General features: G+C 46.3%; 23 protein-coding genes. 12 read left to right on the forward strand and 11 right to left on the reverse strand.

Translation table 11 applies throughout. The features are described 5' to 3' along the window. Positions 1-26: 26 nt before the first annotated feature. Positions 27-827, reverse strand: a complete 801-nt coding sequence (locus tag MIC7113_RS29315) for a DUF928 domain-containing protein (protein ID WP_015185817.1) — start codon at positions 825-827, stop codon at positions 27-29. A gap of 260 nt (positions 828-1,087) precedes the next feature. Next, the gene (locus MIC7113_RS29320; RefSeq protein ID WP_015185818.1) at positions 1,088-3,745 is read right to left on the reverse strand and encodes a CHAT domain-containing protein; all 2,658 of its coding nucleotides are present in this window, start codon (positions 3,743-3,745) and stop codon (positions 1,088-1,090) included. Positions 3,746-3,925: 180 nt separating this feature from the next. On the opposite strand from MIC7113_RS29320, the gene MIC7113_RS29325 reads away from it, so the two are divergent. The 3 genes from MIC7113_RS29325 (at position 3,926) to MIC7113_RS33970 (ending at position 7,462) form a co-directional block, all read left to right on the forward strand. After that, a complete protein-coding gene (locus tag MIC7113_RS29325) occupies positions 3,926-4,513 on the forward strand; it encodes a ParA family protein (RefSeq protein WP_015185819.1) in 588 nt (195 codons plus the stop codon). A gap of 288 nt (positions 4,514-4,801) precedes the next feature. Continuing rightward, positions 4,802-6,685: a biosynthetic-type acetolactate synthase large subunit gene (gene ilvB, locus MIC7113_RS29330; RefSeq protein ID WP_015185820.1), complete on the forward strand. Its 1,884-nt coding sequence runs from the start codon at positions 4,802-4,804 to the stop codon at positions 6,683-6,685. A gap of 408 nt (positions 6,686-7,093) precedes the next feature. Next, on the forward strand, positions 7,094-7,462 hold the full coding sequence (locus MIC7113_RS33970) for a hypothetical protein (protein ID WP_015185821.1): 369 nt from the start codon (positions 7,094-7,096) through the stop codon (positions 7,460-7,462). Between the two features lie 118 nt (positions 7,463-7,580). Here the strand turns inward: MIC7113_RS33970 and MIC7113_RS29340 are convergent, their stop codons facing one another. The 6 genes from MIC7113_RS29340 to MIC7113_RS29365 form a co-directional block, all read right to left on the reverse strand. Further along, on the reverse strand, positions 7,581-7,862 hold the full coding sequence (locus MIC7113_RS29340; RefSeq protein WP_015185822.1) for a hypothetical protein: 282 nt from the start codon (positions 7,860-7,862) through the stop codon (positions 7,581-7,583). An 87-nt stretch (positions 7,863-7,949) separates the two neighbouring features. Beyond that, positions 7,950-9,038: an AI-2E family transporter gene (locus MIC7113_RS29345; protein WP_015185823.1), complete on the reverse strand. Its 1,089-nt coding sequence runs from the start codon at positions 9,036-9,038 to the stop codon at positions 7,950-7,952. A 373-nt stretch (positions 9,039-9,411) separates the two neighbouring features. After that, entirely contained in the window at positions 9,412-9,771 is a 360-nt protein-coding gene (locus tag MIC7113_RS38450; RefSeq protein ID WP_041780271.1) for a pentapeptide repeat-containing protein, read from the reverse strand. Beyond that, positions 9,758-10,123 (reverse strand): hypothetical protein, encoded by a 366-nt coding sequence (locus tag MIC7113_RS29355; RefSeq protein WP_041780272.1) that lies wholly within the window; start codon positions 10,121-10,123, stop codon positions 9,758-9,760. The genes MIC7113_RS38450 and MIC7113_RS29355 overlap by 14 nt, the downstream gene beginning before the upstream one ends. Then, positions 10,086-10,985: a hypothetical protein gene (locus tag MIC7113_RS29360; protein ID WP_015185824.1), complete on the reverse strand. Its 900-nt coding sequence runs from the start codon at positions 10,983-10,985 to the stop codon at positions 10,086-10,088. Before MIC7113_RS29360 ends, MIC7113_RS29355 begins: the two co-directional genes overlap by 38 nt. A 30-nt stretch (positions 10,986-11,015) precedes the next feature. Beyond that, positions 11,016-11,627 carry a hypothetical protein gene (locus MIC7113_RS29365; RefSeq protein ID WP_015185825.1) on the reverse strand — a complete coding sequence of 204 codons (612 nt, stop codon included), beginning with the start codon at positions 11,625-11,627 and terminating at the stop codon, positions 11,016-11,018. Positions 11,628-12,035: 408 nt separating this feature from the next. On the opposite strand from MIC7113_RS29365, the gene MIC7113_RS29370 reads away from it, so the two are divergent. The 4 genes from MIC7113_RS29370 to MIC7113_RS29385 all read left to right on the forward strand — a co-directional run bounded on the left by MIC7113_RS29370 (position 12,036) and on the right by MIC7113_RS29385 (position 16,618). Further along, positions 12,036-13,178: a sensor histidine kinase gene (locus MIC7113_RS29370; RefSeq protein ID WP_015185826.1), complete on the forward strand. Its 1,143-nt coding sequence runs from the start codon at positions 12,036-12,038 to the stop codon at positions 13,176-13,178. 244 nt (positions 13,179-13,422) lie between these two features. Then, positions 13,423-14,112, forward strand: a complete 690-nt coding sequence (locus MIC7113_RS29375; RefSeq protein WP_015185827.1) for a response regulator — start codon at positions 13,423-13,425, stop codon at positions 14,110-14,112. A gap of 449 nt (positions 14,113-14,561) precedes the next feature. Next, a complete protein-coding gene (locus MIC7113_RS29380; protein WP_015185828.1) occupies positions 14,562-15,983 on the forward strand; it encodes an aspartate ammonia-lyase in 1,422 nt (473 codons plus the stop codon). 251 nt (positions 15,984-16,234) lie between these two features. Beyond that, positions 16,235-16,618 (forward strand): hypothetical protein, encoded by a 384-nt coding sequence (locus MIC7113_RS29385; RefSeq protein WP_015185829.1) that lies wholly within the window; start codon positions 16,235-16,237, stop codon positions 16,616-16,618. Positions 16,619-16,688: 70 nt separating this feature from the next. Here the strand turns inward: MIC7113_RS29385 and MIC7113_RS29390 are convergent, their stop codons facing one another. From MIC7113_RS29390 to menH, 3 genes are all read right to left on the reverse strand, one after another. Then, entirely contained in the window at positions 16,689-18,500 is a 1,812-nt protein-coding gene (locus tag MIC7113_RS29390) for an ABC transporter ATP-binding protein (RefSeq protein WP_041780273.1), read from the reverse strand. 101 nt (positions 18,501-18,601) lie between these two features. Next, positions 18,602-19,801: a phosphodiester glycosidase family protein gene (locus tag MIC7113_RS29395; RefSeq protein ID WP_015185831.1), complete on the reverse strand. Its 1,200-nt coding sequence runs from the start codon at positions 19,799-19,801 to the stop codon at positions 18,602-18,604. Positions 19,802-19,961: 160 nt separating this feature from the next. Further along, on the reverse strand, positions 19,962-20,759 hold the full coding sequence (menH, locus tag MIC7113_RS29400) for a 2-succinyl-6-hydroxy-2,4-cyclohexadiene-1-carboxylate synthase (RefSeq protein WP_015185832.1): 798 nt from the start codon (positions 20,757-20,759) through the stop codon (positions 19,962-19,964). A 292-nt stretch (positions 20,760-21,051) separates the two neighbouring features. Here menH and MIC7113_RS29405 point away from each other — a divergent pair, with 292 nt between their 5' ends. From MIC7113_RS29405 to MIC7113_RS29425, 5 genes are all read left to right on the forward strand, one after another. Continuing rightward, positions 21,052-21,288, forward strand: coding sequence for a hypothetical protein (locus MIC7113_RS29405; RefSeq protein WP_015185833.1), 237 nt, complete (start codon positions 21,052-21,054; stop codon positions 21,286-21,288). An 89-nt stretch (positions 21,289-21,377) separates the two neighbouring features. Further along, positions 21,378-22,265 (forward strand): peptidoglycan-binding domain-containing protein, encoded by an 888-nt coding sequence (locus tag MIC7113_RS38375; protein ID WP_226883561.1) that lies wholly within the window; start codon positions 21,378-21,380, stop codon positions 22,263-22,265. 321 nt (positions 22,266-22,586) lie between these two features. Then, positions 22,587-22,889 (forward strand): hypothetical protein, encoded by a 303-nt coding sequence (locus tag MIC7113_RS29415; protein ID WP_015185835.1) that lies wholly within the window; start codon positions 22,587-22,589, stop codon positions 22,887-22,889. A gap of 126 nt (positions 22,890-23,015) precedes the next feature. Further along, the gene (locus tag MIC7113_RS33975; protein WP_015185836.1) at positions 23,016-23,759 is read left to right on the forward strand and encodes a hypothetical protein; all 744 of its coding nucleotides are present in this window, start codon (positions 23,016-23,018) and stop codon (positions 23,757-23,759) included. A gap of 572 nt (positions 23,760-24,331) precedes the next feature. Then, complete coding sequence (locus tag MIC7113_RS29425; RefSeq protein WP_015185838.1) at positions 24,332-26,323, forward strand: hypothetical protein; 1,992 nt, start codon at positions 24,332-24,334, stop codon at positions 26,321-26,323. Positions 26,324-26,524: the final 201 nt, after the last annotated feature.

Below are 26,524 nucleotides of genomic sequence, written 5' to 3' on the forward strand. Positions count from 1 at the left end.
CTTATTGTCGTGCCCCGACTCTCTCACTAGTTCTTCAACGGTGCCTTGGCGATCGCACCTAACCCCGCATCCTTTAACAAATTTTCCCAAGCTGATGCCACTTGTGGGTCATTGGGTTGAGCTTTTCGTAGTGCTGCCAGTGCTGCCACTGTATCAAACCAGACACCATTCTTGGCATATAGAGCCACCTTGTCTAGAGGCTTTGCCTGCTCGATTTGACTCAAGGTAGAATTAGGTTGGACGCGTCTGACCGAACCCTCTACAAACGAATCTTCAGGTGCTCCCGACCCACACACCATCGAAACCAACCATTTGTAATCCTTCCCCATCTCCAACTCAGGTGCATTAGCCGGTAGCTGAATGCTGACAATGCCCGGAGTGCCTATCAAGTTTACAGTCGTTTGATATATTCCCTTACCATCTCGTTCCAATGTTAGTTCCATTGCTGTAGCAGAAGTTTGCGGGACGTAAACCAGAAAAGTCGGACGAGGTGATACGGTTAATTGTGGGTCAGTAACGGGCGATCGCAACAAAGGAGTCAGCAGTTGGTCTAGAGACTTCACTTCAAGAGTAGATTGTGCTGAAGATATTCGATCCTGCGAACATCTCCCGTCGTTTCGCCTGCCACCACCTACCGTAGTGGTAGGTGCGGGTTGATCTTTACGAGGTTCAAACGTCACCTGTTTTAGCCTAGCTAGGGGAGATGTTTGAGTTGGGGTTTTAGCCTGTGCCTGTGCTGTTGTTAAAGAGCCAGACGTTATAACAAGTTCTAATAACAGAGGTGCTGAGAGTAGTAGAAAATATCCGGGAAGTTTGGTCCGAATCATAATCTTGGAATCTTAAAGATAACTTATGAAACTACTATGGACGCACCCCAGCCACATCTCAGTGATAGCCACAGAGTTGAGTCGTGACGTAAATCTGGATTAAGGATGATTCCAGTATAATTTAGCTGTGATACATGTACTTCATTCATTAATGAGGCAGCAACACCCTCGTAGGGAATTGATCTCAGCGTAGAGTGAACATTGCGAAGTCAACGCAAAGGCTAGTTAAATTCGGTAGAGGGTGCTCACTCCTAAATCTGTTAAAGCCAATTCCCGATCAGTACAAAGGGTGCCCAGTAAAAGGGATGTCTGAATTTAGGCTGCTTGAGTAACGCCAGTTGGGCATCGCGTAGGGCTTGGGCTTTGGTTACCTGGAGCTGAGCTAGCGCCTGGTAAAATGCCATCATAAACTCTGAAGTAGATTGGTCATCCACAGGCCAAAGCGTTGCCAGAGTACTGCGTGCCCCCGATCGCACCGCTACACCCGCTAGTCCCAAAGCCGCCCGATTGTCGCCAGAGGCAGTTTGACAAGCACTCAGTACCAGCAATTCAATGGGTTTGCGATCGCTCTGTTCTCTCGCCTGGAGTACTCCCCCCAACTGTTTGACATCGATGCGTTCATCCCAGGCCAGAATAAAAGTCTTGTCCGCCTCAGAGCTAAATTGACCGTGAGTTGCTAGATGTACCACAGGGAAAGGAGCTGCCTTAATCTGGGATTGGAGAGCCGTACTGGTAAATTGCTGATTGAGAAGTACCTCCGTGGGGAGTTTGGATTGGATCTGCACCACCTCAGACTCTACACCCGGTAGTGCCGAAAAACCCTGCCTTGCCTCGCTTAATCCACCAACCAGTACCTTGATTGGTTGGCGAGTTAAGGCTTGGGGTTCGAGTAACTGTAGACTTGGGGTGAGGGCAACACCGTACTTTTCTACCAAGTACTGCTGTCCATCGTAGAGTGCTGCCATTGGTAAATTTTTTAGGGAACCATCCAAGGCAAACACCAAGGTTTTGATACCACTGGCTGCTAAATCAGATTCAGCCGGTCGAACTAGCCAATCATAAACCTTTTGGAAAAGCGGCAAGCGCTCAGCATCTAGAGCGGTGCGCCTCAAAGAGCGTCGCGCCTTGTTGAGAATATCGTCCAACTCACTTTGGGGTATAGCAGTGGTATAGTGACGCAGAGGTTGATTGGGTAAGGAGAGAATGACTTCTAAACGGTCAGGTAAAATAATCGGATAAATCACTGCCGCTTGAGAGTCAACCCGGTCAATTAATTCAGGTTGAGCTGTTAAACATGCCTCTCGAAAGAAGTTATCTAATTCTGCCAACTGAAGGGATTCAATCACCTCACGCGCTAGTTTAAGATTTTCCTGGCTAATCTCTCCTCCCTCAGTCCGTTGCAGCAGCAGCCCTACAAACTGCCGATAGACGGGTTCTACACTCTCCCGAAACGAGAATTGCAAATCGAGATTAGTTGCAACTAAGTCTTTGCGTAGGGAATTAAGCGTATTAATTGCTTCTTTGTAAGCAGTAATGGCGCTATTATAGGTTGAACTATTTGCCTTTCCCTCTCCAGCTTGGGCTTTAAGCAACCGTCCCAACTGCCACTGCCACTGGTAAGCAATATCTGGTGCATTGCTAGATTGAGCTAAGAGTAATGCTTTTTCTGTTAGTTTCTGAGCCTCCGACCATTGCTGATTTTGCTCGTAAACCTGACTGAGATAGCCAAGAGCGTAGGCTTGGGCCCGTTGATCTTGCAATTCCTTTGCTTGCTCAATCGTTGCCGCTAGGATTTGAGCCGCAGCTTGCGGTGTAGGTACTTCTCCACTCCCAACTCCCGACTCCCGACTCCACAGCTTCATTAAACTTTGGATCAAGTTAATCCGGGCGTAGATGGATGTTCGTGTCGCTGGTAAATTGGCGAGTTGAGGCAGGATTTGCGAGGATAATTTCTCAGCTTCTGCCCATTTTTCAGTATCGATTAATAAGCGCAGTTGATTTAATTGTGCCTGGAGGGTTGTTGTAGGAGAGGTAGAGGTAGTAATTGCCTGCTGATAGTACTTAAGGGCTTGCTCAAATTGCTGCAAAGCGTAAGCGGTATTACCTAAACTCATCAAAGCCGCAGTAATTGCTGGGGGAGATTGCAATCGTTGGGAAATCGCTAAACTTTGCTCTAGCACCTGCTGAGATTGTTTCAAATCCCCTACTAAGCGCAAAGCCTCACCAAAGCTCAACAATCCAGCCGCTTTAATATCAGAGTCAGGCTGGTTTTGCAGGATTTGATTGGCTTGTTCTAAGGTATCCTTGACTCGCTGATAGAAGCCTAGCGCTCTCAAAGCTTGAGCCTGGTTAATTAAACTGCGAACCACCCCAGTTTTATCTCCAACTTGCTGATAAGTTTCGGTGGCTTTTTGCCAAGTGGCAAGTGCCTGTTGTGCCTGTCCTTGAGCAAGTTGGAGTTTACCTTGAGTATTTAGTGCCTGAGCGAAGATTTTCAGGCGATTGGTGTTACTGTCCTTGGCTTGGAAGATTTGTAAACTGGTCGTAATCGCTTCATTGGCTTCAGGTAGTCGCCCTAACTGGTGATAGGCTAGAGCGAGATTGCTCAATGCTATCGCTTGATTGATGCCGTCTTCACGAGCCGCAAATGCATCTGCGGCCTGCTTCCAGACCATGACCGCCGCTGTATATTGACCGGATTGGTAATGTTGAAGACCCTCTTGCATCAACTGAGAGGCATTTTGAACTGAGGACTGAACGGCTGACGCATCTGGGACAGCTATATTGACCCTAGCCATTCCCGCTTCCTTGGGGTAGCCTCCCCATGCCAACGAGAGGCTCAAAAGGGTGGTAATAGTCCCTAAGCCAAGATACTTTAGAACGTTCTTGAACCTCTTGTTGAGATTGATAGGAGTCATGAGCTTCACGCGCAACGAAAGGATGAAAACGTATCTTCTCTGGCTCCTGACTCCTGACTCCTAATTTCCAGATGAGTCAGGTAGGTTTTTCCTTACTCCCAAGAATAAAAGTTTCTTACACAAAAGACTAGGGTGTAGCTCTTTAACCTAAACTCTTAATACGAACTTTACGGGTTGCAGATGATTGTCACATTAGTCAGCTTAAAGGGAGGCGTAGGGAAAACCACCTCCGCTATCCATATTGCCGCCTATCTCCAAAAGAAAGGTCCCACTCTCTTGATTGATGCCGACAAAAATCGGTCTGCATTAGTTTGGGATCGGGAAAGCCAGCTTCCCTTTAAGGTGGTGAGTGAGGCGGCTGCGCCCAAGTTTGTGAAACAGCATCAATACATTGTGATTGACACCCAAGCCCGTCCCTCTCATGAAGAATTGAAGGATTTGGCGGAAGGGTGTGACTTGATGATTCTGCCCACCACTCCCAAGGCGCTTGATATGGATGCCCTGACGAAGACGGTGGAACTCCTAGATGGGTTGAACGCCAAATTCAAAATCCTCTTGGCTCAAATCCCTCCTCGTAGTTCGGTGGCGCGTAATATTAGGAAGTCTCTAGAAGAGTCGGGTTTAGATGTGTTTAAAGCCGAAATCCCCCGGCTGGTTGCCTTTGAACGCGCACCCATGAAGGGGGTGTTGGTAAAAGATTATCCCGATGCGAGATCGCAAACGGCCTGGGAAAGTTACGAAGCCTTAGGAAAAGAAATTCTGCCTTGAGGAAAAGGCTGAGGTGTCTTGAAATTCCATAATCCTCTGCCCCGGCTTCAAGAGCTTATTCCTGTGCAACTTAAATGCTGATTCGCTGACTGCATTTATACACGGGCATGTACTTTAACAACGCCAATTCAAGCGATCCCCAATTTTACTTCGATACCGTACTACAAATTCCTTTGGCGAATTGCCCAAAAGCAACTCGACAGGGATCGCTACCCCTATTAAACTGAAATATTAACCAAAGGTCAGTTACGCAGCATACAATACAAAACTTAATATACAACATTCATTATGGTGAGAGGTTATTCCGTGCGTACCCCAAGCATCTCCAAAACACAAACCCCAACTCCAATCCAGTGCATCACCCGGCAAACTGGGGCTTATGCCTTAATTGATAGCCTTAGACGTCATGGCGTTGAGCATATTTTCGGCTATCCCGGTGGAGCCATTCTGCCCATCTATGACGAGCTATATCTTTGGGAAGCCAGGGATGAAATCCAGCATATCCTCGTAAGACACGAGCAGGGAGCGGCCCACGCCGCTGACGCTTATGCTCGTGCGACGGGTAAAGTTGGCGTTTGTTTTGGCACCTCCGGTCCCGGCGCAACGAACCTAGTGACCGGCATTGCCACGGCTCACATGGACTCGATCCCGATGGTGATTATAACCGGTCAGGTCGGTCGTGCATCGATCGGCACGGATGCCTTCCAGGAAACCGATATCTATGGAATTACGCTGCCCATTGTCAAGCACTCTTATGTGGTGCGTGACCCCAAAGATATGGGGCGGATTGTCGCCGAAGCTTTCTTAATCGCCAGTACGGGTCGTCCAGGGCCAGTCTTGATCGATGTGCCCAAGGATGTCGGCTTAGAAGAATTTGACTATGAGCCAGTAGAACCGGGTACGGTTAGGTTACCGGGTTATCGCCCTACGGTGAAGGGTAATCCTCGTCAAATTAACCAAGCCCTAAATCTAATTCGTCGGGCACGGCAACCCCTGCTTTATGCTGGGGGGGGTGCCATCACCTCAGCGTCACATGCCGAGTTGCACAAACTGGCGGAAATCTTCCAAATTCCCGTGACCACCACGCTGATGGGTAAGGGCGCATTTGACGAATCCCATCCCTTAGCGTTAGGAATGCTGGGAATGCATGGCACCGCCTACGCCAACTTTGCCGTGAGCGAGTGTGACTTGCTGATTGCGGTGGGTGCGCGGTTTGATGACCGAGTCACCGGGAAACTCGATCAGTTTGCTTGTCACGCCCAAGTGATTCACATTGATATTGACCCCGCTGAGGTTGGAAAAAACCGAGCACCCCAAGTGCCGATTGTGGGGGATGTACGGCAGGTATTGATGGACTTGCTGCGCCGACATGAGGAATTAGGAATTTCACCGGAACCGAACCAAACCAGGGAGTGGCTGGCACGGATTAACCGTTGGCGTGAGGATTACCCGTTGCAGGTACCTCAACATTCCGAGAGTTTGTCACCTCAAGAAGTGATTGTAGAATTGGGGCGTCAGGCACCCCAGGCTTACTTCACGACCGATGTGGGTCAGCATCAAATGTGGGCCGCGCAATTTTTGAAAACGGGGCCACGCCGTTGGATTTCCAGTGCGGGCTTGGGTACGATGGGTTTCGGTGTCCCGGCCGCGATGGGTGTCAAAATCGCACTGCCGAATGAGCAGGTGATTTGTGTCGCTGGGGATGCCAGCGTTCAGATGAATATTCAAGAACTGGGTACCTTGGCGCAGTACGGTATCAACGTGAAGACGGTGATTATTAACAATGGCTGGCAGGGGATGGTGCGTCAGTGGCAAGAGGCGTTTTATGGGGAACGCTATTCCTCCTCGAATATGGAGGCAGGAAAGCCGGACTTTGTGAAGCTGGCTGAGGCTTATGGCATCAAGGGTATGGTGATTAAGAGTCGGGATGAATTGAAGGATGCGATCGCAGAAATCTTAGCTCACGATGGCCCAGTTTTAGTCGATGTCCATGTCAAAAAAGACGAGAACTGTTACCCCATGGTAGCTCCAGGCAAGAGCAATGCACAGATGATTGGTTTGCCAGAACGCCCCAAACTCGATAAAGCGATCGAGTTAGTCTATTGCACTAGCTGTGGAGCCAAAAATGTGGCAACAAACAACTTCTGTCCGGAGTGTGGCACAAAACTCTAAATTGACTCTGCTCAAGTCAGCCTAAAAATCATCAATTCCCTGCACACAAGCAGGGTTTTTTTTATCTTTTTCCTTTTGGAATCAGGCTATACAGCCTGAGGGTGCGTTAAATAACGCACCTTGCTTTCCTAAAATTTATCAACAAACCTTAACTTAATGGTTTCTAGAATGCTGTATGAAAAATGCTGCATCCTTTAATTAATCGCTATATTTATATTGCAGATGGTTAAGAAATAAACTTTTATATTAGCAATTAATTTGATTTATTTTATAAAATTCAGATTTTCTTCAGCTTATATAAAAATTCTCAGCGAATTGGCGTAAAGGATTCCAGCCATGTTGCTGAAGTAATAAACTTTAGAAACGAAGAAAATCTGAGCAGATTACGGATAATTTTGAGAAGGGATTATGAGTCGTCTACTAGATCAAACCAAAGATCTACGTCAAGACAGAGATTTAAATATATCTACTCGTGACGTAGTTTCCCCTTGGAGCAATCCAATCCCGTTTGGGGAGTATGAAAGAACTCCGGTTGTTGTTTTCTTTTATAGCAACAGATGGATTCCGATGAAATGTTTCTCTTTGGCTGAGGCTATTGCGCTTTACCATAAAGCCTTAGATTTAGGCAAGGAAATCATTGTATATCCTCCTCACTTTGATCCCTATACGCAAAGAGGTACCGCTCCCCCTTGTGAAGGGGAAGTCGAGGTAGAGGCGAGGACTTTCGCTTCATTCGTCACGCCTCACAACGGATTTGGAGCTATGTCTTTCCAGTGAACATTCCTTGGGTGTTGCTAGTGGCTTTAGTGGCATCACTTAGAGCACACCCGTCCAGGAATGTTTGCCTGTAATCATGGGCGTTGATGTCTCATTCGCCTATCCGAACCCCAACCCCTCAGCTCTGAGTGGAAAACCTCTTTTTTCCAGCTCCCGGTTCAACGAAGTAACCGGGAGAAGTTAACCGAATAAGCCTATACAGTCTGCTCTCCACATTCCACAATGATAACGTCAGGCTCCGTATCAACAGCGCTTGTAGAGGAATTGGTGCGATCGCAAAGCGCCCCGTGTACCAGTCGTTCTGCCACCTAGCCCAAATGCTGCCGAAGCCGCCAGCCACCCGAACAATTGCGTAGACAGCTCCCTTAGCCACATAGCCGAGTCGAAAGAGCCGTTCCATCCAAGGGTTAGCAACTATAAGACTCGCTATCCGTTTTATTCGGTTCTTGGCGTTTTCAATCACTGCTATAAGCTATGCATTCTCATGTTAGCGATCGCCTTTGGCACTACGCGCAAGCGCGATCGCTTCTTCTGATGGGGAACTGTCGTTCTCATTTTTGTTCCAATTGCTAAGTATGTCTTTAATCAGGAGTTCATTCATCCAAATTTTGGAAACAATTACTAACGGCACAGCCAGAAATACACCTAAAAAACCAAAAAGACTGCCGAAAATGACAACCGCTAACAAGGTAACTGCTGGTAGCAACTCCACCTGTTGTTTCATCACAAAGGGCACTAGAATATAAGCCTCAACCTGTTGAATCACAATGTACAGGATTAACACTGCAACGGCTTTGCCAGGAGAAACGAGTAGGGCAGCAACAACCATCGGTGGTATCACGCTCAAAACGGGTCCAATGTTGGGGATAAACTCCAATAAGCCCGCTATAATGCCGTTAGCTAACGCCAGTGGTACGCCCAAAATTAACAGACCAATAAAGCTCACCACAGCAATCGCTGCCATATCAATGAGCGTGGCACTCACCCAGCCAACGAGAGCGCTTTCACACTCCGAGATAATTTCATTAGCACGCCGACGATAGAAGCCAGGAAACAGCAGTATTAAGCCCCGTCGATATGGCGCGGGATTTGCTACTAGCATAATAATCAGAATTAAGACTAGCAACAAGTTAAGAATAATTGCCAGTAGATCAGAGAACCAGGTATAGGTATTGTTTAATAACTGAGTTATGAAAGGTTGAAGTCGGGGAAGAAAATCGCTGATGCTACGGACATTGATTAGTCCCACTGGAAGCCAGTGAGAGAGCGAGTTTACCCAATTTTGTAGACTTTCTAAACTGATAGGTGCAAGGCTCCCCAATTTTTCCAATTGCTGAGCAAAGGATGGTCCAATTAGTGCCAATAGGATAAATAATATTCCCAGTAAGCAAATAACTGTCAGTGCGATCGCAATACCTCGCTTGACTCCTCCTCGCTCAAGCAACCGCACGATTCGATTCAAGACGACGGCAAAAATCACTGCTGCAAACACCAGCAAAAGCACTTGCCGGATTTGCCAGAGAATATAAAGAGAAACAGCAAAGGCAAGGAAGCCGATTAATTTCCCTAAACTCACAACTGTAGCCTCCACTTTTGGCTATTTCAATTGAGCTGGGCAAAAAGCTTCTCTCATACTTATTGCAAAAATCAACAGTAAGAGCTGAGTTTGGCTCTTGTCAATCTCGGCTCTCCGCTTTAGCAACCCAACCTTTTTTAGGTTGCTGAGTCGTTCTTCATAAGCTAAAGCGCATTTAACTTGCACATTCTAAACACAGGATAAAACAGTTCAAATCCTCTCCCCCGCTCCCCTGCTCCCCTGCTCCCCCGCTGCCTCAACAAGCAAATTACATGCGTAACAGCTTACTGTTTAAAATAGTAATATTGAGAATCTTCGACCCTACTGTATAGGGTGAGTAGGGGAAGATGCCAATTTTTACCGCTCAGTAAGTCTAATTTTGGGTTATTCCATCAGGCATGATAGCCCCAGTTAGATTGGCCTGAATCAATATCGTTCCACTCAAGTCTGCGCCACTCAAGTCTGCGCCACTCAAGTCTGCGCCACTCAAGTCTGCGCCACTCAAGTCTGCGCCACTCAAGTTTGCGCCACTTAGATCTGACCAAGCTAAGGATGTAAGCGTTAAGTTTGCCCTTTGAAGGATAGTATTACTCAGATCTGTTGCCCAAAGAATAGACCGACTTAAATTTATCCCACTGAGGTTTTCTCCAACTAAATGTGCGTTGCTCAGTTTAGTTTCTGGAAAGTCGCGCTCTCCTGCTGCATAAAGCTTCAAAATTTCACAAGTATTCATAAGCATCTGCTCCAATTGATAGTTTGATAGGCATTTTCATGTCAGCTTGGGCACCAAAATGGTCAAGCCACCGGAATGCACTCAATCTCAACTGGTGTTGCTCCAATGAGTTCACCATCGAGTGCCATCTGCGGTGGAGGTTCTGTAGTGACCTTAACGGAGCGATCTGACGAGCAGCAGCGCTTACGCTATCGCGCATATAACCAATATCTGACCGTTTTACCGCAGTCCCCTTTCGGGTAGTCTCCAGGAGGTGAAAGCCAGCGCCAATTCCGGCTGTCGCCTTGGCTGGAGACACATCTGAGTCCAACAGTTTAATCGTCTGCTGCTGGAAATACAGATTTAGTAACAAGTGCAGGCTTTTGCTTGTATTCCGCCTCCAGCTTTCTTTGCACAGTCAAATCCCAGTTTAAATCGTAGTCCCTCTCAAAGTCTGCAAGAACAAAGGGTCGGAGTACACCCGTTACGACAACCTCCTGATCATCTTTGACGGTTTGACCTGGGGTTGTATTCAAGACCAGCAAATCTTGGGTACTAGTTAGTTTATCCTCATCAAGGGTAAACGAATTTGGACTAATGATATCTTCGACTTCAGCCCTCACGGCAATGGTCTTGTTGTAAAAGGCGCTGGGGTTTTTGGTCACTTCACCCGGTTCGGGCGCTAGAGCAATTGATTGGGCAATAATTACTGGTTTGTCTCTGTATTCTGCCTCAAGCTCTGGCTCCAAGTCCAATTTGTAGTCTCTCTCGATATCAGCAACTACAAGCTTGGCAACCGTGCCCGTTACTTGAAGCTTTATGTCATCAGGGAGGACAGTGGGCGCTCCTGAAGCATTAATAACCAGAATTTTTTCACTACCGAAAAGTTTGTCATCACCGATTGTAAAAGAATGTGCACCAACTTTTCTTTCAACTTCACTTCTTACTGTTACAGGCTTACCAATCAGTGCATTCGTCCTATCGGCAACTTCCTCTGTAGTGACGTTAGTCTGAGCCGTAGGACCGCCTACTTGTTCATTGTTAGTCGTGCAAGCTGGAAGAAGCATAGCAAGGAATGCTAAGGCGATAGCGAAGCGCTGCTGCGTTCGCCCTTGGCGTTGCCGAAGGCTAGCGCAGATCGCTGCTCCCTTGGTGTTCCATAACGCTTGAGCGGAGTCGTTACAGTGAATAGGTGCGTAACTGGCAGCCTGAACTTTACTAAATTTATTGTTCATTGAAAAAATCTCCTTAAATTGTTTATTCATTTAGTTCAAAAAGACTTGACCATCTCTTTGAATTCTCAGTGCGCCCAGGTTATTGTCTAACTGCTTCGATTCATTCAACGAAACCTCTAACATTCCGGGTTGGGCAGAGGATAGCGGAACGACATCCACTAATCCCTTATCTTGGCGAACTGTCGTGATAGTTACAGGCGTGGGCAGATTTTGCAGTACAATTTCTTCTCCAGCTGCTAGAAATCGGCGTTGAGTATGCCCAATTGCCTCATAGGAGACAATCGCATTGGTGTTATTTTTCAGTTTCACATCAACTTTTCCAGCCATAGGCATGACTGTGGCGATTGCATTACTGCGATTCTCTGGTAAAGGCGGTGTGATACTGTTAGGGGGCAAGATGGGAGTGGTAGTTACTTTTGGCACACCAAGTTGTCTGCTGGCAGCATTAGGTGGACATCCTTGAGGAACTAGGCGCGTACTGTTGTAAGGTTCTTCGTAATAAATACCAGGGCAATGGTTGACCTTGGACGCAGGTACAGCGGATGCCGCTAACGGAATTACTGGTAAACCAATAACTAAGCTTCCACAGATAGCGCTGACTAAACCAGCCGATTTTTGTTTTTTTGAATTGTGTCTATTCATAAATACCTCCTCAATTTATTAATTTTCAGTTCAACACAATAAGTGTTTTTAATGGGATATGCACAACAGATTATCCTTAAATAACAAGCAATCTCTAAAACTCTAGAGGCATAAAAAGCAAATTTTTTTGCATTCTTATCCACTTGAGTTAGCCAAGGACAAAGCTAAAAAAATTAACTGTATTCTTTTTGTTTTAACAATCTTCTATGATAAGAATCAAGGTATAGCGTTGAGTTTATAGCAGATTTAAATATTGGCTATATCTAGTAACTAGAGAAATGTTTAGCCAGTTTATTTACTCTTTATATTAAAAGATATAAATTTTATCTAAACGCCTATTTATTACTTAAGATAGAATCTAATCTCTTTGTATTGTGTATCAACTCATTCAAATTACAACGGCTCGCAATGTTACGCCGATTAATAGCAATTTTAAAAATGCAGGTTCCTCAGGGGCAAAACATCAATACGGTTTTGCTCATTGTTGGACTATTCGCAATTATTCTCGTCTTAGATTTTTTCACTCCACCGCCTTATGCCTTGGGTTTCCTCTACACCGGACCCATTTTGTTGGCTTCTTCACGCCTGAGTCGCTCGGCTACACTTCAGGTTACAGTGATGGCAACAGGCTTAACCCTTCTAAATCTGTTTATCCCTAAAGCAGAGTGGGTGAACCTCTCAAGCGTGATGAACCGCACGCTCATGGCGCTGGCACTTGTGGTTACAGGCTGGCTGAGTGAACGCAATTTGTCTCATGAAGAAGCGATCGCACGGCACAAAGCACAGCTACAGGCACAAGAGTACTTAGCTAGTGTGCGAGAGGATTTTGTTTCAACGTTAACCCATGACCTGAAAACACCCCTTTTGGGAGCAATTGAGACATTGCAATCATTGCAGCAGGAAAAGTACGGCGCAGTAACAAGCGCACAGGAAAAAGTGTTTGCAGCGATTGTTCGGAGTCACGAGAGATCACTAGCGCTAATCGAGACACTGTTGGATGTCTATCGCAACGATACGGAGGGAGTGAGATTAAAAAAGAAACCTGTTAAGCTGGTCGATCTAGCCGAAGAGGCGATCGCCACCCTATCAGATTTAGCCTCAAAGCGCCAGGTGGATGTTGATCTGAGTTATGCAAAATCTGGCTATCACTCTCTATGGGTAAATGGGGATGCACTACAACTACAGCGAGTCTTTACCAACTTGTTAACGAATGCAATTAACAGTTGCCCCCGTGGTGGCAAAGTGGAGATTGTTTTGGAGTCTGACTCTAGCTATCAAATGGTGAAAATTGTTGATAATGGACGGGGGATAACACCGGATGAACTCCCCCGCTTGTTTGAGCGCTTTTACCAGGGACATAGCGATCGCCAATCTATGGGATCTGGGTTAGGGTTATACTTGACGCGACAAATTATTGAAGCCCACGGCGGTACCGTATGGGGCAAGAATCGTTCGCCTTCCACAGACAATAACCATAGGGTACGAGGTGCTTCGTTCGGATTCAGATTACCTGTGCAACAACGGTCTGAACAGCTCTCATCACAGTCCTAATTCTATTAGGCAACACAGAAGCTTCATGGAAATGACAATAAGCCGCCATGTCAGTGCTTCATATTGAGAGTTAGCTAGATCATGCCTAATATATCCCTAACAGCCGACTTCGGAGTCGGCTGTTGTTTTCTTGTGAAGCCAAAGCTTTTTAATGCAAGATTTATAAGGTGATTTGCATGATTTTGGGACACCTTTTTTCGTTTTACCCTTGTATGCGGCTCTCTTCCGCTTGTGTCTGGTAAAGATGACCTCAAATGCACTACGGATTTTGCTGGTTGAAGATGACGAATTGTTTCGCCTCGGTTTGTCTATGCGGTTGCAACAGGAGCCAGGATTTGAAGTCGTCGCTGAGGCTGAAGACGGTGAGACGGCTATAGAATTAGCTCTTCAATACCCCCTCGATATTGTGTTACTCGATATAGGACTGCCAGGAATTGGTGGCATTGAAACTTGTGAACAACTTAAGCAGCAACGCCCAGAGCTACCCATCCTCGCTTTAACCTCTCGTTTCCAAAAACCTCTGATTGCTAAGTTAATTGAAATTGGTGTCAAAGGCTACTGCCTCAAGGGAATTAAAGCAGAACTTCTCATTCTAGCCTTGCGTTCTGTAGCAGGGGGTGCTTCCTGGTGGGACGAAGCAGCAACCACGGAAATTCAATCTACTTTCGCGTACAGCGCACAAGCGGCTTCTACCTCATCAGAGGCTGAAAAATTACCTGAAAATCCGCTCACGAGACGGGAACAGGAAATCTTGGCAATGATTGCAGGGGGACGGAGCAATCAGGAAATTGCAGACCTTCTCTACATTGCACCTGGTACTGTCAGAGTCCATGTCCATTCCATCTTGAAGAAGCTGGAGGTGCGCGATCGCACTCAAGCCGCCGTTTTAGCTATCCAAAAACAACTCATCTCTCCCGATTTGTTACAAGATTAACTAATCAATTAAAGTAGACCTACTCCTAAAAATTACTGATTACTCAATTGGAGCCTTTGGTATCATCTTGAGGGGGAATGGGAAGGACAAGTGCGTTATCTCCCCTTGTAAGGACTTGCCATAGCTTTCACAATGCTATCCGTCGATCAATTAGGGGGTACGTATCCATTATCGTTACGGGTGAAATTGCCCATCAAAACATCCCCGGACGCCTGCGCTTCTTCAACAGCCACTCGATATTGTGTTACTCGATGTAGGACTTCCGGGAATGGGTGACATTGAGACTTGTGAACAACGACCTGCGTCCGGCACCCAGAGTCCGCCCGTTTGACTGCCTTGATTGACCGGGGATATCCGTGTATTATGCACCCTACGCTAAGAAAATGTGGAACTACGGCTTCCCTTCCCCCGAACCATCACTGTTTTGTTAAGACCAACTGCAACCGAATATGAGTGAAACAACAGGCGCAGCTTACCGTATAGAAAAAGATTCAATGGGAGAACGGCAAATCCCTGTTGAGGCTTACTACGGGATTCAAACGCTACGGGCAATGGAAAATTTTCCCATTAGTGGAATTAAGCCGTTGCCCACCTATGTAGATGCTTGCGTGCTGATTAAAAAAGCCACAGCAATTGCGAATGGTGAACTCGGTTGTATTTCCCAGGAACTTAGCCACGCCATTGTCCAAGCGACGGATGAAGTTCTTCAAGGTAAATTGCGCGATCAATTTGTGGTGGATGTCTATCAAGCCGGGGCGGGCACTTCCCACCACATGAATATCAATGAAGTGCTAGCCAATCGTGCGCTGGAACTTCTGGGAGAGGAGAAGGGAAACTACAAGCGCGTCAGCCCTAACGACCATGTTAACTATGGTCAGTCCACTAATGATGTGATTCCCACAGCTATTCGCATCGGTGGTTTATTAGCCTTGGAACATAGCTTGTATCCGGCTTTATCGGATGCGGTTACCGCCTTAGACAACAAGGCAGATGAATTTCAGGATATTGTGAAATCGGGCAGAACCCACATGCAAGATGCGGTGCCCGTGCGATTGGGGGAAAGTTTTCGGGCTTGGGCACAAATTCTCTCCGACCATATTAATCGGATTGAAAGAGCCTCTGAAGATTTAATGGTACTGGGTTTGGGCGGAAGTGCCGCCGGAACTGGTTTAAACACTCATCCTCAGTATCGGCACCGAGTTGCCCAAATTCTCTCTGAACTAATCGATAAACCCCTGCGAACCGCCCCGCACCTGATGGCGGCGATGCAGAGTATGGCACCCTTTGTTAGTGTTTCGGGTAGCTTACGCAACTTGGCACAAGATTGTGTGAAAATTTCTCATGACTTGCGGCTGATGGATTCAGGACCAAAAACGGGTTTGAAAGAAATACAGTTGCCGCCTGTACAACCCGGTTCATCGATTATGCCAGGGAAGTATAATCCGGTGATGGCAGAAATGACCTCAATGGTTTGCTTTCAGGTGATGGGCTACGATAGTGCGATCGCACTCGCAGCTCAAGCGGGACAATTAGAACTGAATGTGATGATGCCGTTGATTGCTTACAACCTGATTCACAGCATCGAAATTTTGGGGAACACCCTCTCAGCTTTGACGAAGCGAGGAATTGAGGGAATCGAGGCAAATCGCGATCGCTGTTTAGCCTATGCAGAAGGTAGCCTTGCCCTTGTTACGGCCCTAAATCCTCATATCGGTTATCTCAACGCCGCTGCTGTCGCCAAAGAATCCTTAATCACGGGTAAATCTTTGCGGCAAATCGTATTAGAGCAAGAACTCATGAACCCTGATGAATTGGCAACGGTTCTCAATTTAGAGCAAATGAGTGCCCTACCGCCATTCGATGCGGGTTGATTCTCCCGTTTGTTGACCCAAAAAGGCTAACTCAGATCTTGCACCAAGCTTTTTCACCCCTCCCCAGCCCTCCCCTTACCAAGGGGAGGGAGTTCAATACCCCCCTTGAATTCGGGGGGCTAGGGGGGTGCTGCAAGATGTGAGCGAAGAAATTATTCGGTGTGTTTGACTATTTATATCGATTGAGAGAGGTCAACTCCGACTTCAGCAAGAGAGTCTAGTAAGGATGAATTGCATCCTGACTTAAAAAAATGAATTCATTCAAACCCATACTGAGATTGGCTGGGGTGCTGGCAGCAGCGGCAATTACGTTTACTCCTTTAGCCGCATTTGCCCAAACTCCACAATCTCAGTCATCTAGAACACGTATTGTTTTTAGCGCAGAACAACAAGCGAAATTTGAGCAACTCCAGACAAGAACAGCCGCCGCGATTGATAATGCCCTCACTCCAGAGCAAAGAATTCAGTTTGCAGCCGCTAGAGAAAATGGTCGGGGGTTCGGGGATATTAAAAATCTCACCGATGCTCAAAAGGCTCAAATCCAAGAGATTCTTCAATCATTTAATACTGAAATTGGTAATTTACTGACTCCGGAACAAAAGGAACAAATTCGGCAAAACCAGATGGAAAATTAGCAGAACTAACCAAACTTGTAATCCCGCACCCGTAGTCTAAAAAGAAAACTCTTCCAGCGATGGATAAAGACTAAATCTCAATCGAACGACGCAATTGTCTAGCTTGAATATCTTGTAGATTGCTATCAGGAATGGCTGCAATCAGTTGGCGTGTATAGTCTCGTTGGGGGTTGTTGTAAATCGCATCAGCCGTGCCAATTTCTTCAATCCGCCCTTGATTCATCACCATAATGCGATCGCTGACAAACTTGACGACACTCAAATCGTGGGAAATAAAAATGTAAGTCAAGCCAAAATCTTGTTGCAAATCTTTCAGGAGATTGAGTACCTGTGCTTGAACGGAGACATCCAGTGCTGAAACTGACTCATCACAAACAATAAATCGCGGTTCACAAGCTAAGGTTCGCGCAATACAAATTCGCTGTCTTTGACCCCCAGAAAATTCATGAGGCATTCGATTGATTGCACTGCCATCCAGTCCAACCCGTTCTAACAAGTTGATCGCTTTTTGTCGGCGTTCCTGTGGCGAATCACCGAGACGATGAATTTCCATCGGTTCCATCAAAGCGTTGCCAATACTCTGCCTTGCATCTAAGGAACCATAGGGATTTTGGAAGACAATTTGCATATAGCGGCGCAGGCGGCGCAGTGTTTTAGCATCCAGTTCTAGAACCGAATCACCATCAAAAATAATCTCGCCGGAAGTGGGTTCAATCAGGCGTAAAAGGCAGCGACTCAATGTGGTTTTGCCGCAACCCGATTCTCCCACCAAGCCTAATGTTTCGCCTGGATAGACCTCAAAACTAACATCATCAACGGCTTTGAATCCTGTTTTCTTACTCAAAAAACCCGTTCGCACTGGGAATTCCTTGGTTAAGTGACGCACAGTGAGCAAAGGTTGCTGTTGTTGCAAATTCTGATAGCGGTTTTTCACCTCACCATCACTCACTTCAGCTAACAACAAGTTTCTTTGTTCTAAACTATGGGTTTTAGCACGAATTTCGATTTCACCTTCCGCATTAGTCGTAACGTCCATAAAATCACTCACCGTTGGCAAGCGTTTTAACTGCTTATCCGGACGAGGACGACAGTTGAGTAATCCTTGAGTGTAGGGGTGTTGAGGATTAGCAAATAGGTGATAAATGCTAGCTGTTTCTACCGCCTGACCCTGATACATAACCACCACACGGTCAGCAATTTCTGCAATGACTCCCATGTCGTGGGTAATGAAGAGAATGGACATGCCTCTAGCGTCGCGCAGTTCTCGCAGCAATTGTAAAATTGTCGCCTGAATAGTGACATCTAAGGCGGTTGTGGGTTCATCGGCAATTAGGATGGCGGGGTTGCCACTTAATGCGATCGCAATCATCACTCGTTGCTGCTGTCCTCCTGAAAGTTGGTGAGGATAGCGGTTCATCATTCCTCTAGCATCGGGTAATTTGACTTCATCAAAAAGTGCGATCGCTCTTCGATAAGCATCCTTGCGCGAAACTTGATGATGTAACAAAATTGCTTCTACCACCTGTTCGCCACAGGTGTAAACCGGGTTTAGAGAAGTCAGGGGTTCTTGAAACACCATTGAGATTAATCCACCCCAATAAATCCGTCTTTGGTTCGTAGGAAGCGCCAGCAAATTGACGGGATTGGCATTCAAAGTGTTGGGGTTGTGAAATAAAATTTCTCCAGTCACCTTAGCCGTGGAGGGTAACAGTCCGATCACGGCTAGGGATGTTACGGATTTACCGGAACCTGACTCACCGACAATTCCTAAGGTTTCTCCGGCAGTTAGGTTAAAGGAGACATCTAGAACGGCTGGTACTACCTTTTTTTTAGTGGGAAACTCGATGGATAGATGACGGACATCGAGGAGGGGATGAGACATAATTTTTTTACGAACCACAGAGGACACAGAGGTAAACCCAATCCTATTTATCGAGTGTCTCTAAAACGCACTTATCTCAAAATACTTTAATTAACAACTCTTCATTGTAATTGCAAGGTACCGAAAATTTTCCGATTTTTCAGCATCGAAATACGAAGAGAATAGCCCTCTTTCATGGGTCTATCTGGTGTCCACTCATAAACCCCATCGCTGGCAGTACGGGGAGAGATGACTTGGATCAGTTTGTCTCTTTCGTACAACTCAATCGTCACCTCGCTGTTGAGATTGTCCCTCCACAAGATCAGATAAGGCTTATTCTCCTCCAGGAGTACCTTACCAGCAGGTTGACTGATAAAGATGTGTGGCAAAACTTGCTTTTTGCCTCTCTTGCGAAATCCTAGATAATGCGGCAGGTTGCGGAAGGAAGGACTATCTTTGGGATTAGCCGATTGAGGTAGCATAATATTTCCCATCCGGGAATTGAACAGGTAAGTAGAGGTGCCACCGTCAACGGTTATGATATCTCCTTTGACGCCTAATTGACGTAATAAATCGGCGGCTTCGTCCAGTGTTGCTTGGTTCACAGTCAGGACTAACAGCAGTTCATCGCCTTTAATACCATCAAAATTGAGTGTACCGATGACATGATACCTATTCGCTTGATTATGAGCTAATACTTTAGCCGGATGGTCGCTGTATTTGTAATTAACCATTGCATTTTGAACGCCCCTTTCGTTTAGAGGCGCACCCGTAGTTGGGTCGTAATCTGTAATGTACGCCTGCTTGTCATCCCAGACTAAAGCCTTCAGGCGGACTTTACTATAAAACGCATCCATGGGTTGGTTAATCGGTCCATAGGGGCTACTTCCAGCACTGATGACTTTGCCATTAAGTTTAATAGGGAAGGAAAGCTGGGTACTGGATTTATATTGCTCAAAAAAAGAACAGTTGATGATGGAAAAAACTGTGTTTTGGTACAATTGTTTGTATTCGCTGGTGACGTCCTCAAACAGCTTTCTTTGAAAGAACGGGCTGTAATGCCCACCTTCTCCTTTATAGTATTTCCCCTGTGCTAGACCCATATTATCTACCTCTCCAATCAGTTGGTCTATTTGCATTTTGTGCAAATTAATAACTTGCAGATAGGCTTCGTTGCCGTCAGTGAGTTGTTGTTTATACAAGGCTGCACCGTCTACGACTTCAATGGGTTGATAAGAAGATGGAGGGGTGAAGGTTGGGGCAATCAAAAGACTACTGATAAGAGTAAAAAAGAAAAAAAAGAGTTTTTTTGCAGCGTTCATAACCATTCATTAATGGCGAAAAAAATCAACAGCCCACAGAGAGAGTGTCCTAACCCCCAGTTTAGAACCAGCGATCGCCTGATCGCTACCACAACGAAAGAGTGCGATCGCCAAAGCCAAGCCAAAGTACTTTGTGTTAATCTATGCCAAAAATATTACATTATGTTAAGAAGACTCGAACATTCTCAACAAATGTTTTCGAGTCTTCAAAGTGGATAGTATGACCACAATGACTAACAATTTTTAGCTGTGCGAATGGGCATAATCTAGCCATTTCCGAGTTAATGGCTATAAATTTAGCGTCATATTCACCCACTAGCAAAAGCAAAGGGTTCTTGTTGTTTGCGAGTTGATCCCATAAAGAAGGTTGACATCCAGTACTCAGATTACGCAGAGATTTAGCTAATTCCAACGGGTTATTCTGTAATCGACTTTGCTTCAAAGACTCAAAATTGGGATGGTTTTTTAAAGAAGCAAAAAGCGACTGATTATACCAACTGTCTAGAAATACTGAAAAATTACTTTCTTCCAATTTTTTAGCTAAGTCAAAATCCCGCTGAATTCGTTCTACTCGATCCCCTTGGCTTTTTAGACCCGGAGATGCAGATTCTAGAACAATTTTAGAGAAACGTTGGGGAAAATGAAGGGTGAGGTATAAAGCCAATCGTCCCCCCATTGAATAGCCGACCAAGAAGCAATTTTGAACATTTAACTGGTCTAGCAAGTTAATCAAGGCGTGAGCGGTGTTGGACATCGTGTAGCACTCTGCTCCACCCATTACCCTAGTTTTTCCATGACCGGGGAGGTCAACGGTTAGATAACAAAATTGGTCAGATAACAAGGATATAACTTCATTAAATTCCTGCCTGTCTCCCATAAACCCATGTAAAAAAAGAATCAGAGGTTTAGCTTTATTACCTCTGAAAGAATAGTGAAATTTAAAATCAGCAACTATCATCGTTTACAGCAATTTTAGGTAGCCTAGCTGGAGGTAAGATAACCGCTCTCATTTGAACAATGGAACAGTAGTTATCTACCCTAGGGGAATACTTCGCAATCGCGCTTGTGATAGTCTAAGTGGCTGAGTTGAATACAGGGGGCAGGGGTGCCTCTTGAATTAAAACGATTCAGTGCGCTCTTTCATGGTGCGTTGTAGACGTTCGCTTTTCTCTCTTGCCCACAAAGTATTCTAATTTAATCAGCGCTGTGGGTTTAAGATGTCGATTTAAACAGTTGCCGAGGTGATAATCATGCCCAAATTAGAATTGACGGTTAACCAAGTGATTGATTTGGTGAAGCAACTGCCGAAGAAGGATAAATTCGCAGTCTTGCACGCTCTCAACCAGGAAACAGGGACACGTTCAGAAGAGGAGCAGTCCAAGCAGGAAGAACAACAACTGCGAGCCTTAAGTGCAAAACGGGGACTGGATTGGGACCGATTGAGTGAAGATGACAGGGATGTCTTGGCAAACAAGCTGCTGCGCTAGTGCATTTTGCTAGAGGTTGGTGATTGCTGGGTTAATTATTTTTGCATTATATAATCAAGCTGCGTAGGAGCTTTAGAAGGTTGAGTGCAATGATGAGAAGCCTAACGCCAAGTTTTACTAACCCTGGGAGCGTCCGCCGTTGGATGATTTACGGTAGCGCACTCGGTTTAATGATGATTGGCTTGGACAATGTACCGGTTGAAGCGGGTAGTGGCTTACCGGATGAGCAAAGGATTGCTCAACGAATTGCTGATACACCCGTTAACCGACCGATTCTGAGAATGGGTAGTGAGGGAGCCGCTGTCTCTGAACTTCAAGCTGCACTGAAACTTTTGGGGTATTACAGTGATGCTGTGGATGGGATTTATCGAGAAAGTACGGCAAGTGCCGTCTCTGGTTTCCAGCAAGCCGCCGGGTTAACGCCCGATGGCATCACTGGCCCCGCGACTTGGAATCGTCTGTTCCCCAGTACACCTACAGTCGTCAGGACATCGCCACTCCCCTCCAATACCCCAGCTCCGGTTAGGACATCACCACTGCCCTCAAATAGCCCAAATCCGGTCAGAGTTTCACCAAGCTCCTCCAATAACCCAGCCTCATCTTTCCCGGTTCCTACTATCATTCAATCTCCGAATACCGACGAGCGCGTTAATCAACCAGCTCTAGAAGAGCCATCAAAACCCCGTCAAACTAACCGCCCCAATCGCAACCAACCAGCCTCAACTCCTTCGAGTTCTTCCTCTACAGCCAACCCGCAAACTAATGCGGTGACTTTGCCCGTTCTCCGGCAAGGAATGAAAGGCCCTGCGGTTGTCCAGTTGCAAGAGCGTCTTAAAACGCTCGGATTTCTCAAAGAACCAGTCGATGGGGTTTTTGGGAACGCCACACAAGCTGCTGTTCAAGCGGCTCAACAGAAGTTCAACCTTGCGCCAGACGGAGTAGTCGGCCCCACCACTTGGAGAGCCTTGTTGCGTTAGTTGGTTCCGTCTGGGAGTATCACAGCCAAAATACTTAAATACAGGTAAGAGTACGATGTTATCGTGCTCTTACTTCTTACTATAGAGTTTCTAAAGGCTGAGATGCCTATCACGAAGTCAATCTTTTGATAGAGGTAACGATCTTGTTTTAGATAGAGCGATTCCTGTTCTTTAAACGGATATCTTATCTTTAACAGGACAAAAGAATTCCCCTTTTATATTCACTCACGATTTAAAAAATCGGTTGACTAACAAACTGAGCGAAGCTGGTGCGTGTCCCGGTCTATCAAAAGAGTTTCTTCAAGAACAAAAAATAATCAAATGAACCCCAATAAAACCCAGATACCAGAAAATAATCATAATGCTGTCGGCAGATTGAATAAAACGGCCTACCGTGATGGTTATATCCACGGTCAAGTTGATGAGCATAACATCCAGCAAGGAAACCGTATTATTCGTGAGAACAATAGTGCTGCTGGTGGCTTACTAACGGGCATTACTCTCACGGCGATCGCCTTTTTTGTGGGTGGAGTACTTTTTTTTATCACTCAAACCAATCAGCCTGCAAAAACCAATATCGAAACAGCTCCTGTTCCTCAGACTAATCAGCCTCAAAACCCCTAGGATAGGAAGCCTGTCAACCAAACAAAAACACTACGTTTGCTTCACAACTCCTTCTCTAAGTAAGAGACAGCGATGCTGAATACTGTAAACTCTGTCTTTTTTTGAATATCTTTTTTAGCAACACCCATGAACAATCAGCACAACCACACCCCAAAAAATTCTAGCACCCACTTGCAGAATGGGCATAATCTAAATACACCGTTGGAAACTGTTAATCCTGACGCTGTTTCTTATGAAGAGGGTTACGTTCATGGACGCGCTAGCGAACGCAGCCTGGAACACCAAGAACAGCAAGTTCGTAGTGAACATAGCGCGTCTCGTGGTTTGTTATTAGGTATGGCTCTTACTTCTTTAGTTGGCTTGGTGGTTGGGGGCATATTCTACCTAAACCAAAGAGAAGAGTCGCCCGCACCTACACCTGTGCTGGTGCCTGCACGTCCCGCTCCTCAACAACCCAACCGAGAGACAACAATTATCGAAAGAACCACTGAAAGAATTCAACCACCTTCTCCTATCAACCAGGAACCTCCAACAACTCCTCCACAAAGCCAGCCTGATATCAGAATTATTGTTCCGAATTCTGGGCAACAATCAGCTCCTTCTCCACAGAACACTACACCTCCAACAGCACCGGCACAATCCCAGAGTCAGCCTGTCTCACCGAATCCTTCTTTGAGTCAACCGAACACTTCTAGAGGTACTTCCACAACGACGCAACCCAATACAACCAATCAAGACTCAACTGCTCCATCTCAACAACAGATTCCTACAGTTACGACTCCTACAGAACAGCCAGACACGACCAATCAGACATTATCTGAACCAACGCAAAATCAGACACAACCGGATGGTTCTAATTCAGATCAGTAGAAACCTAAAGTTTGGAAGCTGGCGAATCTAATCGCTAAAGCAACGCTTAAATAATAGACCTCTTGAAAAATTCCTGAATTCTTCTTTCTAAACCCTTTCTTTACTAAAGTAAGGGTGTAATAACTCAAGGTTTTTCTCTTAATTATGAGGATTAATCCGGAGATGAGAGTGAGGAGGAGGATTCAACTTTTTCAAGAGGTCTATTATTTATTGCCTAGAATTCTCCGAAATAGCTTATTGACGATACTCTGGCTAGATGTTGATGAGGCTGAGCTTGCTTGCCTATCTGAACATATTGCTTAAAATGGAACTCAAGAATTGAATTTGGCTTTGGCGACGCAGGAGTATTATCAATAGATTTCAATATATTAAGCACTCTTAAAATAATAAAGAAAATATCCTTAATTTAAAAATATTCATTTTTCGCCTTCCTAGTGATAGAAATCCTAATTATTTCTAGGGATTGATGAATGTTTTATTTAAAAGTGAATAAATGGAATAGATCAGCACCGATAAGAAATGCATTATGGTGTTGTGAATTAATAACATTCCCTCTGAGGAGAGAAGACAAAATGGTTTTAAGACAACACAAAAGAGCCGTAGGTGTTTTTTCAACTCGTCACGAAGCAGAAGTAGCACTCAGAGAACTCAAAGACTCTAACTTTCCGATGGATAGAGTTTCTGTAATTACGCGAGATGCAGCGAAGCAGAATGACATGGCTGGTGCTGATGTTCGGGATAATGTTCGCGAACGTACCGAAGGTAACAAAGCCGATGAAGGCGCTACAACAGGGGCGCTCGCGGGTGGGGCATTAGGCGGACTCACTGGCTTACTCGTCGGTTTAGGTACCTTGGCAATTCCGGGTATTGGACCGATTATGCTGGCTGGAGCCACGGCAACTGCGATCGCTACGACAGTTGCAGGCGGAGCCATTGGAGCCGTGACGGGCGGACTTCTTGGTGCATTGGTTGGTTTAGGGATTCCTGAAGAGCGAGCCAGAGTTTATGAAGACCGAATCTCGCGAGGACATTATCTGATTTTGGTCGAAGGCACAGATGATGAGATTCATCGTGCAGAAGCCATCTTACGCCATGGCGGGATTGAGGAGTGGGGCGTCTACGATCATCCCGATGCCGCTCGCACCCACACCCATACTGCCGCTACCACAACTCCCCGCCGTGCCCTCGTTCACAACAAACGTGCTGTTGGCATATTTCCGCACCGTCGTGACGCCGAAGCGGCAATTACCGAGTTAAGAAATGCGGGATTCCCCATGCGCCAGGTTTCTCTGGTGGGCAAAAATGCTAATCCCAACGATGATTTTGGAGGCTTAGATACCAGCGGTCGTGCCAGTGGCAACCAAGCTGATGAAGGAGCCAAAGCGGGTGCAGCGACAGGCGGTATCATCGGTGGTTTAGGCGGCTTACTGGTTGGTTTGGGTGCCTTAGCCATTCCCGGCGTCGGCCCTGTAATTGCTGGAGGTGCCTTGGCTACAGCCCTCGCAACGACCGCCGCCGGAGGTGCCATTGGTGCAGCAGCGGGGGGTTTAACGGGTGCACTGGTTGGTTTAGGGATTCCTGATGACCGTGCCCATGCCTATAACGACCGGGTCAACCGGGGTGATTATCTGGTGATGGTGGATGGCACGGAAGATGAAGTCCGTCGTGCTGAATCGATTCTGCGCCGTCACGGAATTCAAGATTGGGATATTTTTAATGTACGGGACGATGACCGTTATAGTCACGCCTATAGTACTCCTGATACCCAGTACCGTGGAGTAGATACAGGGCATGTAACGCCTGTTCGTAGTCATGATACAACCCCAGATCGCACTTCGACCAATGTTGTTGCCTCTGGTACCCACCGCCCCGATTTAGGTCGCCGTCATCGTGCTGTAGGCGTATTTCCCCATCGTCGCGATGCCGAAGCCGCACTGAGAGATTTGAAAGATTCCGGCTTCTCGATGAATCAAATTTCTCTGGTAGGCAAACATACTTCCGGTGAACCCAAGATTGGCAATGTGGCTGACCGTACCATGACGGACGAAGGCGCGAAAGCGGGTGCTGGCACAGGTGCAGCTCTCGGCGGTTTAGGTGGCTTGCTTGTAGGCTTGGGTGCCTTGGCAATTCCCGGTATTGGACCTGTGATGGCTGGAGGTGCTTTAGCAACAGCTCTGGCAACCACAGCGGCTGGCGGTGCAATTGGTGCTGCGGCGGGAGGTATCACTGGTGCCCTGGTTGGTTTAGGGATTCCCGATGACCAGGCTCGTTTCTACAATGACCGGGTGAACCACGGTGATTATTTGGTGATGGTGGATGGTACGGAAGATGAAATTCGTCGTGCCGATACGATTCTAAGCCGTCACGGGATTCAGGATTGGAACGTCTTTGATGCACCATCGGGTGAGCGTCATGACCATCCGAGGACTACCACTTCAACGGCTACTCGTAATGTGATTGAGCCAGACCATACACCAGGAGTTACTCGGACTCACGGTGATGTCAACGTCGTGGATGATCATCCTGAGGTGATTATTATTGACCACCGAGATCAGACGTTATAGGTTTGCCAAGGCTGGGCAACCTAAATTCTTTGAAAAAGCTTGAGGAGCAGGATTAGTAAAAAGTGGGTTCCTGCTCCCCTCTACACCTCCCATTTAGCCCAATGGTGTGGCAACGGGGAGGGGCTAACAGAACACCAATCACAGAAATTCTGTGCAGGGTGTAGGAATTCTAACCTCTCATACATTTCCATCATTCATTAA

Source organism: Allocoleopsis franciscana PCC 7113 (assembly GCF_000317515.1).
GTDB classification, from domain to species: domain Bacteria; phylum Cyanobacteriota; class Cyanobacteriia; order Cyanobacteriales; family Coleofasciculaceae; genus Allocoleopsis; species Allocoleopsis franciscana.

Bases quoted from the DNA above. Each gene is read 5' to 3' on its own strand.
- MIC7113_RS29315 (WP_015185817.1), bottom strand. From the start codon at position 827: ATGATTCGGACCAAACTTCCCGGATATTTTCTACTACTCTCAGCACCT.
- MIC7113_RS29320 (WP_015185818.1), bottom strand. From the start codon at position 3,745: ATGACTCCTATCAATCTCAACAAGAGGTTCAAGAACGTTCTAAAGTAT.
- MIC7113_RS29325 (WP_015185819.1), top strand. From the start codon at position 3,926: ATGATTGTCACATTAGTCAGCTTAAAGGGAGGCGTAGGGAAAACCACC.
- ilvB (WP_015185820.1), top strand. From the start codon at position 4,802: ATGGTGAGAGGTTATTCCGTGCGTACCCCAAGCATCTCCAAAACACAA.
- MIC7113_RS33970 (WP_015185821.1), top strand. From the start codon at position 7,094: ATGAGTCGTCTACTAGATCAAACCAAAGATCTACGTCAAGACAGAGAT.
- MIC7113_RS29340 (WP_015185822.1), bottom strand. From the start codon at position 7,862: ATGGAACGGCTCTTTCGACTCGGCTATGTGGCTAAGGGAGCTGTCTAC.
- MIC7113_RS38450 (WP_041780271.1), bottom strand. From the start codon at position 9,771: ATGAATACTTGTGAAATTTTGAAGCTTTATGCAGCAGGAGAGCGCGAC.
- MIC7113_RS29360 (WP_015185824.1), bottom strand. From the start codon at position 10,985: ATGAACAATAAATTTAGTAAAGTTCAGGCTGCCAGTTACGCACCTATT.
- MIC7113_RS29365 (WP_015185825.1), bottom strand. From the start codon at position 11,627: ATGAATAGACACAATTCAAAAAAACAAAAATCGGCTGGTTTAGTCAGC.
- MIC7113_RS29370 (WP_015185826.1), top strand. From the start codon at position 12,036: ATGTTACGCCGATTAATAGCAATTTTAAAAATGCAGGTTCCTCAGGGG.
- MIC7113_RS29375 (WP_015185827.1), top strand. From the start codon at position 13,423: ATGACCTCAAATGCACTACGGATTTTGCTGGTTGAAGATGACGAATTG.
- MIC7113_RS29380 (WP_015185828.1), top strand. From the start codon at position 14,562: ATGAGTGAAACAACAGGCGCAGCTTACCGTATAGAAAAAGATTCAATG.
- MIC7113_RS29385 (WP_015185829.1), top strand. From the start codon at position 16,235: ATGAATTCATTCAAACCCATACTGAGATTGGCTGGGGTGCTGGCAGCA.
- MIC7113_RS29390 (WP_041780273.1), bottom strand. From the start codon at position 18,500: ATGTCTCATCCCCTCCTCGATGTCCGTCATCTATCCATCGAGTTTCCC.
- MIC7113_RS29395 (WP_015185831.1), bottom strand. From the start codon at position 19,801: ATGAACGCTGCAAAAAAACTCTTTTTTTTCTTTTTTACTCTTATCAGT.
- menH (WP_015185832.1), bottom strand. From the start codon at position 20,759: ATGATAGTTGCTGATTTTAAATTTCACTATTCTTTCAGAGGTAATAAA.
- MIC7113_RS29405 (WP_015185833.1), top strand. From the start codon at position 21,052: ATGCCCAAATTAGAATTGACGGTTAACCAAGTGATTGATTTGGTGAAG.
- MIC7113_RS38375 (WP_226883561.1), top strand. From the start codon at position 21,378: ATGATGAGAAGCCTAACGCCAAGTTTTACTAACCCTGGGAGCGTCCGC.
- MIC7113_RS29415 (WP_015185835.1), top strand. From the start codon at position 22,587: ATGAACCCCAATAAAACCCAGATACCAGAAAATAATCATAATGCTGTC.
- MIC7113_RS33975 (WP_015185836.1), top strand. From the start codon at position 23,016: ATGAACAATCAGCACAACCACACCCCAAAAAATTCTAGCACCCACTTG.
- MIC7113_RS29425 (WP_015185838.1), top strand. From the start codon at position 24,332: ATGGTTTTAAGACAACACAAAAGAGCCGTAGGTGTTTTTTCAACTCGT.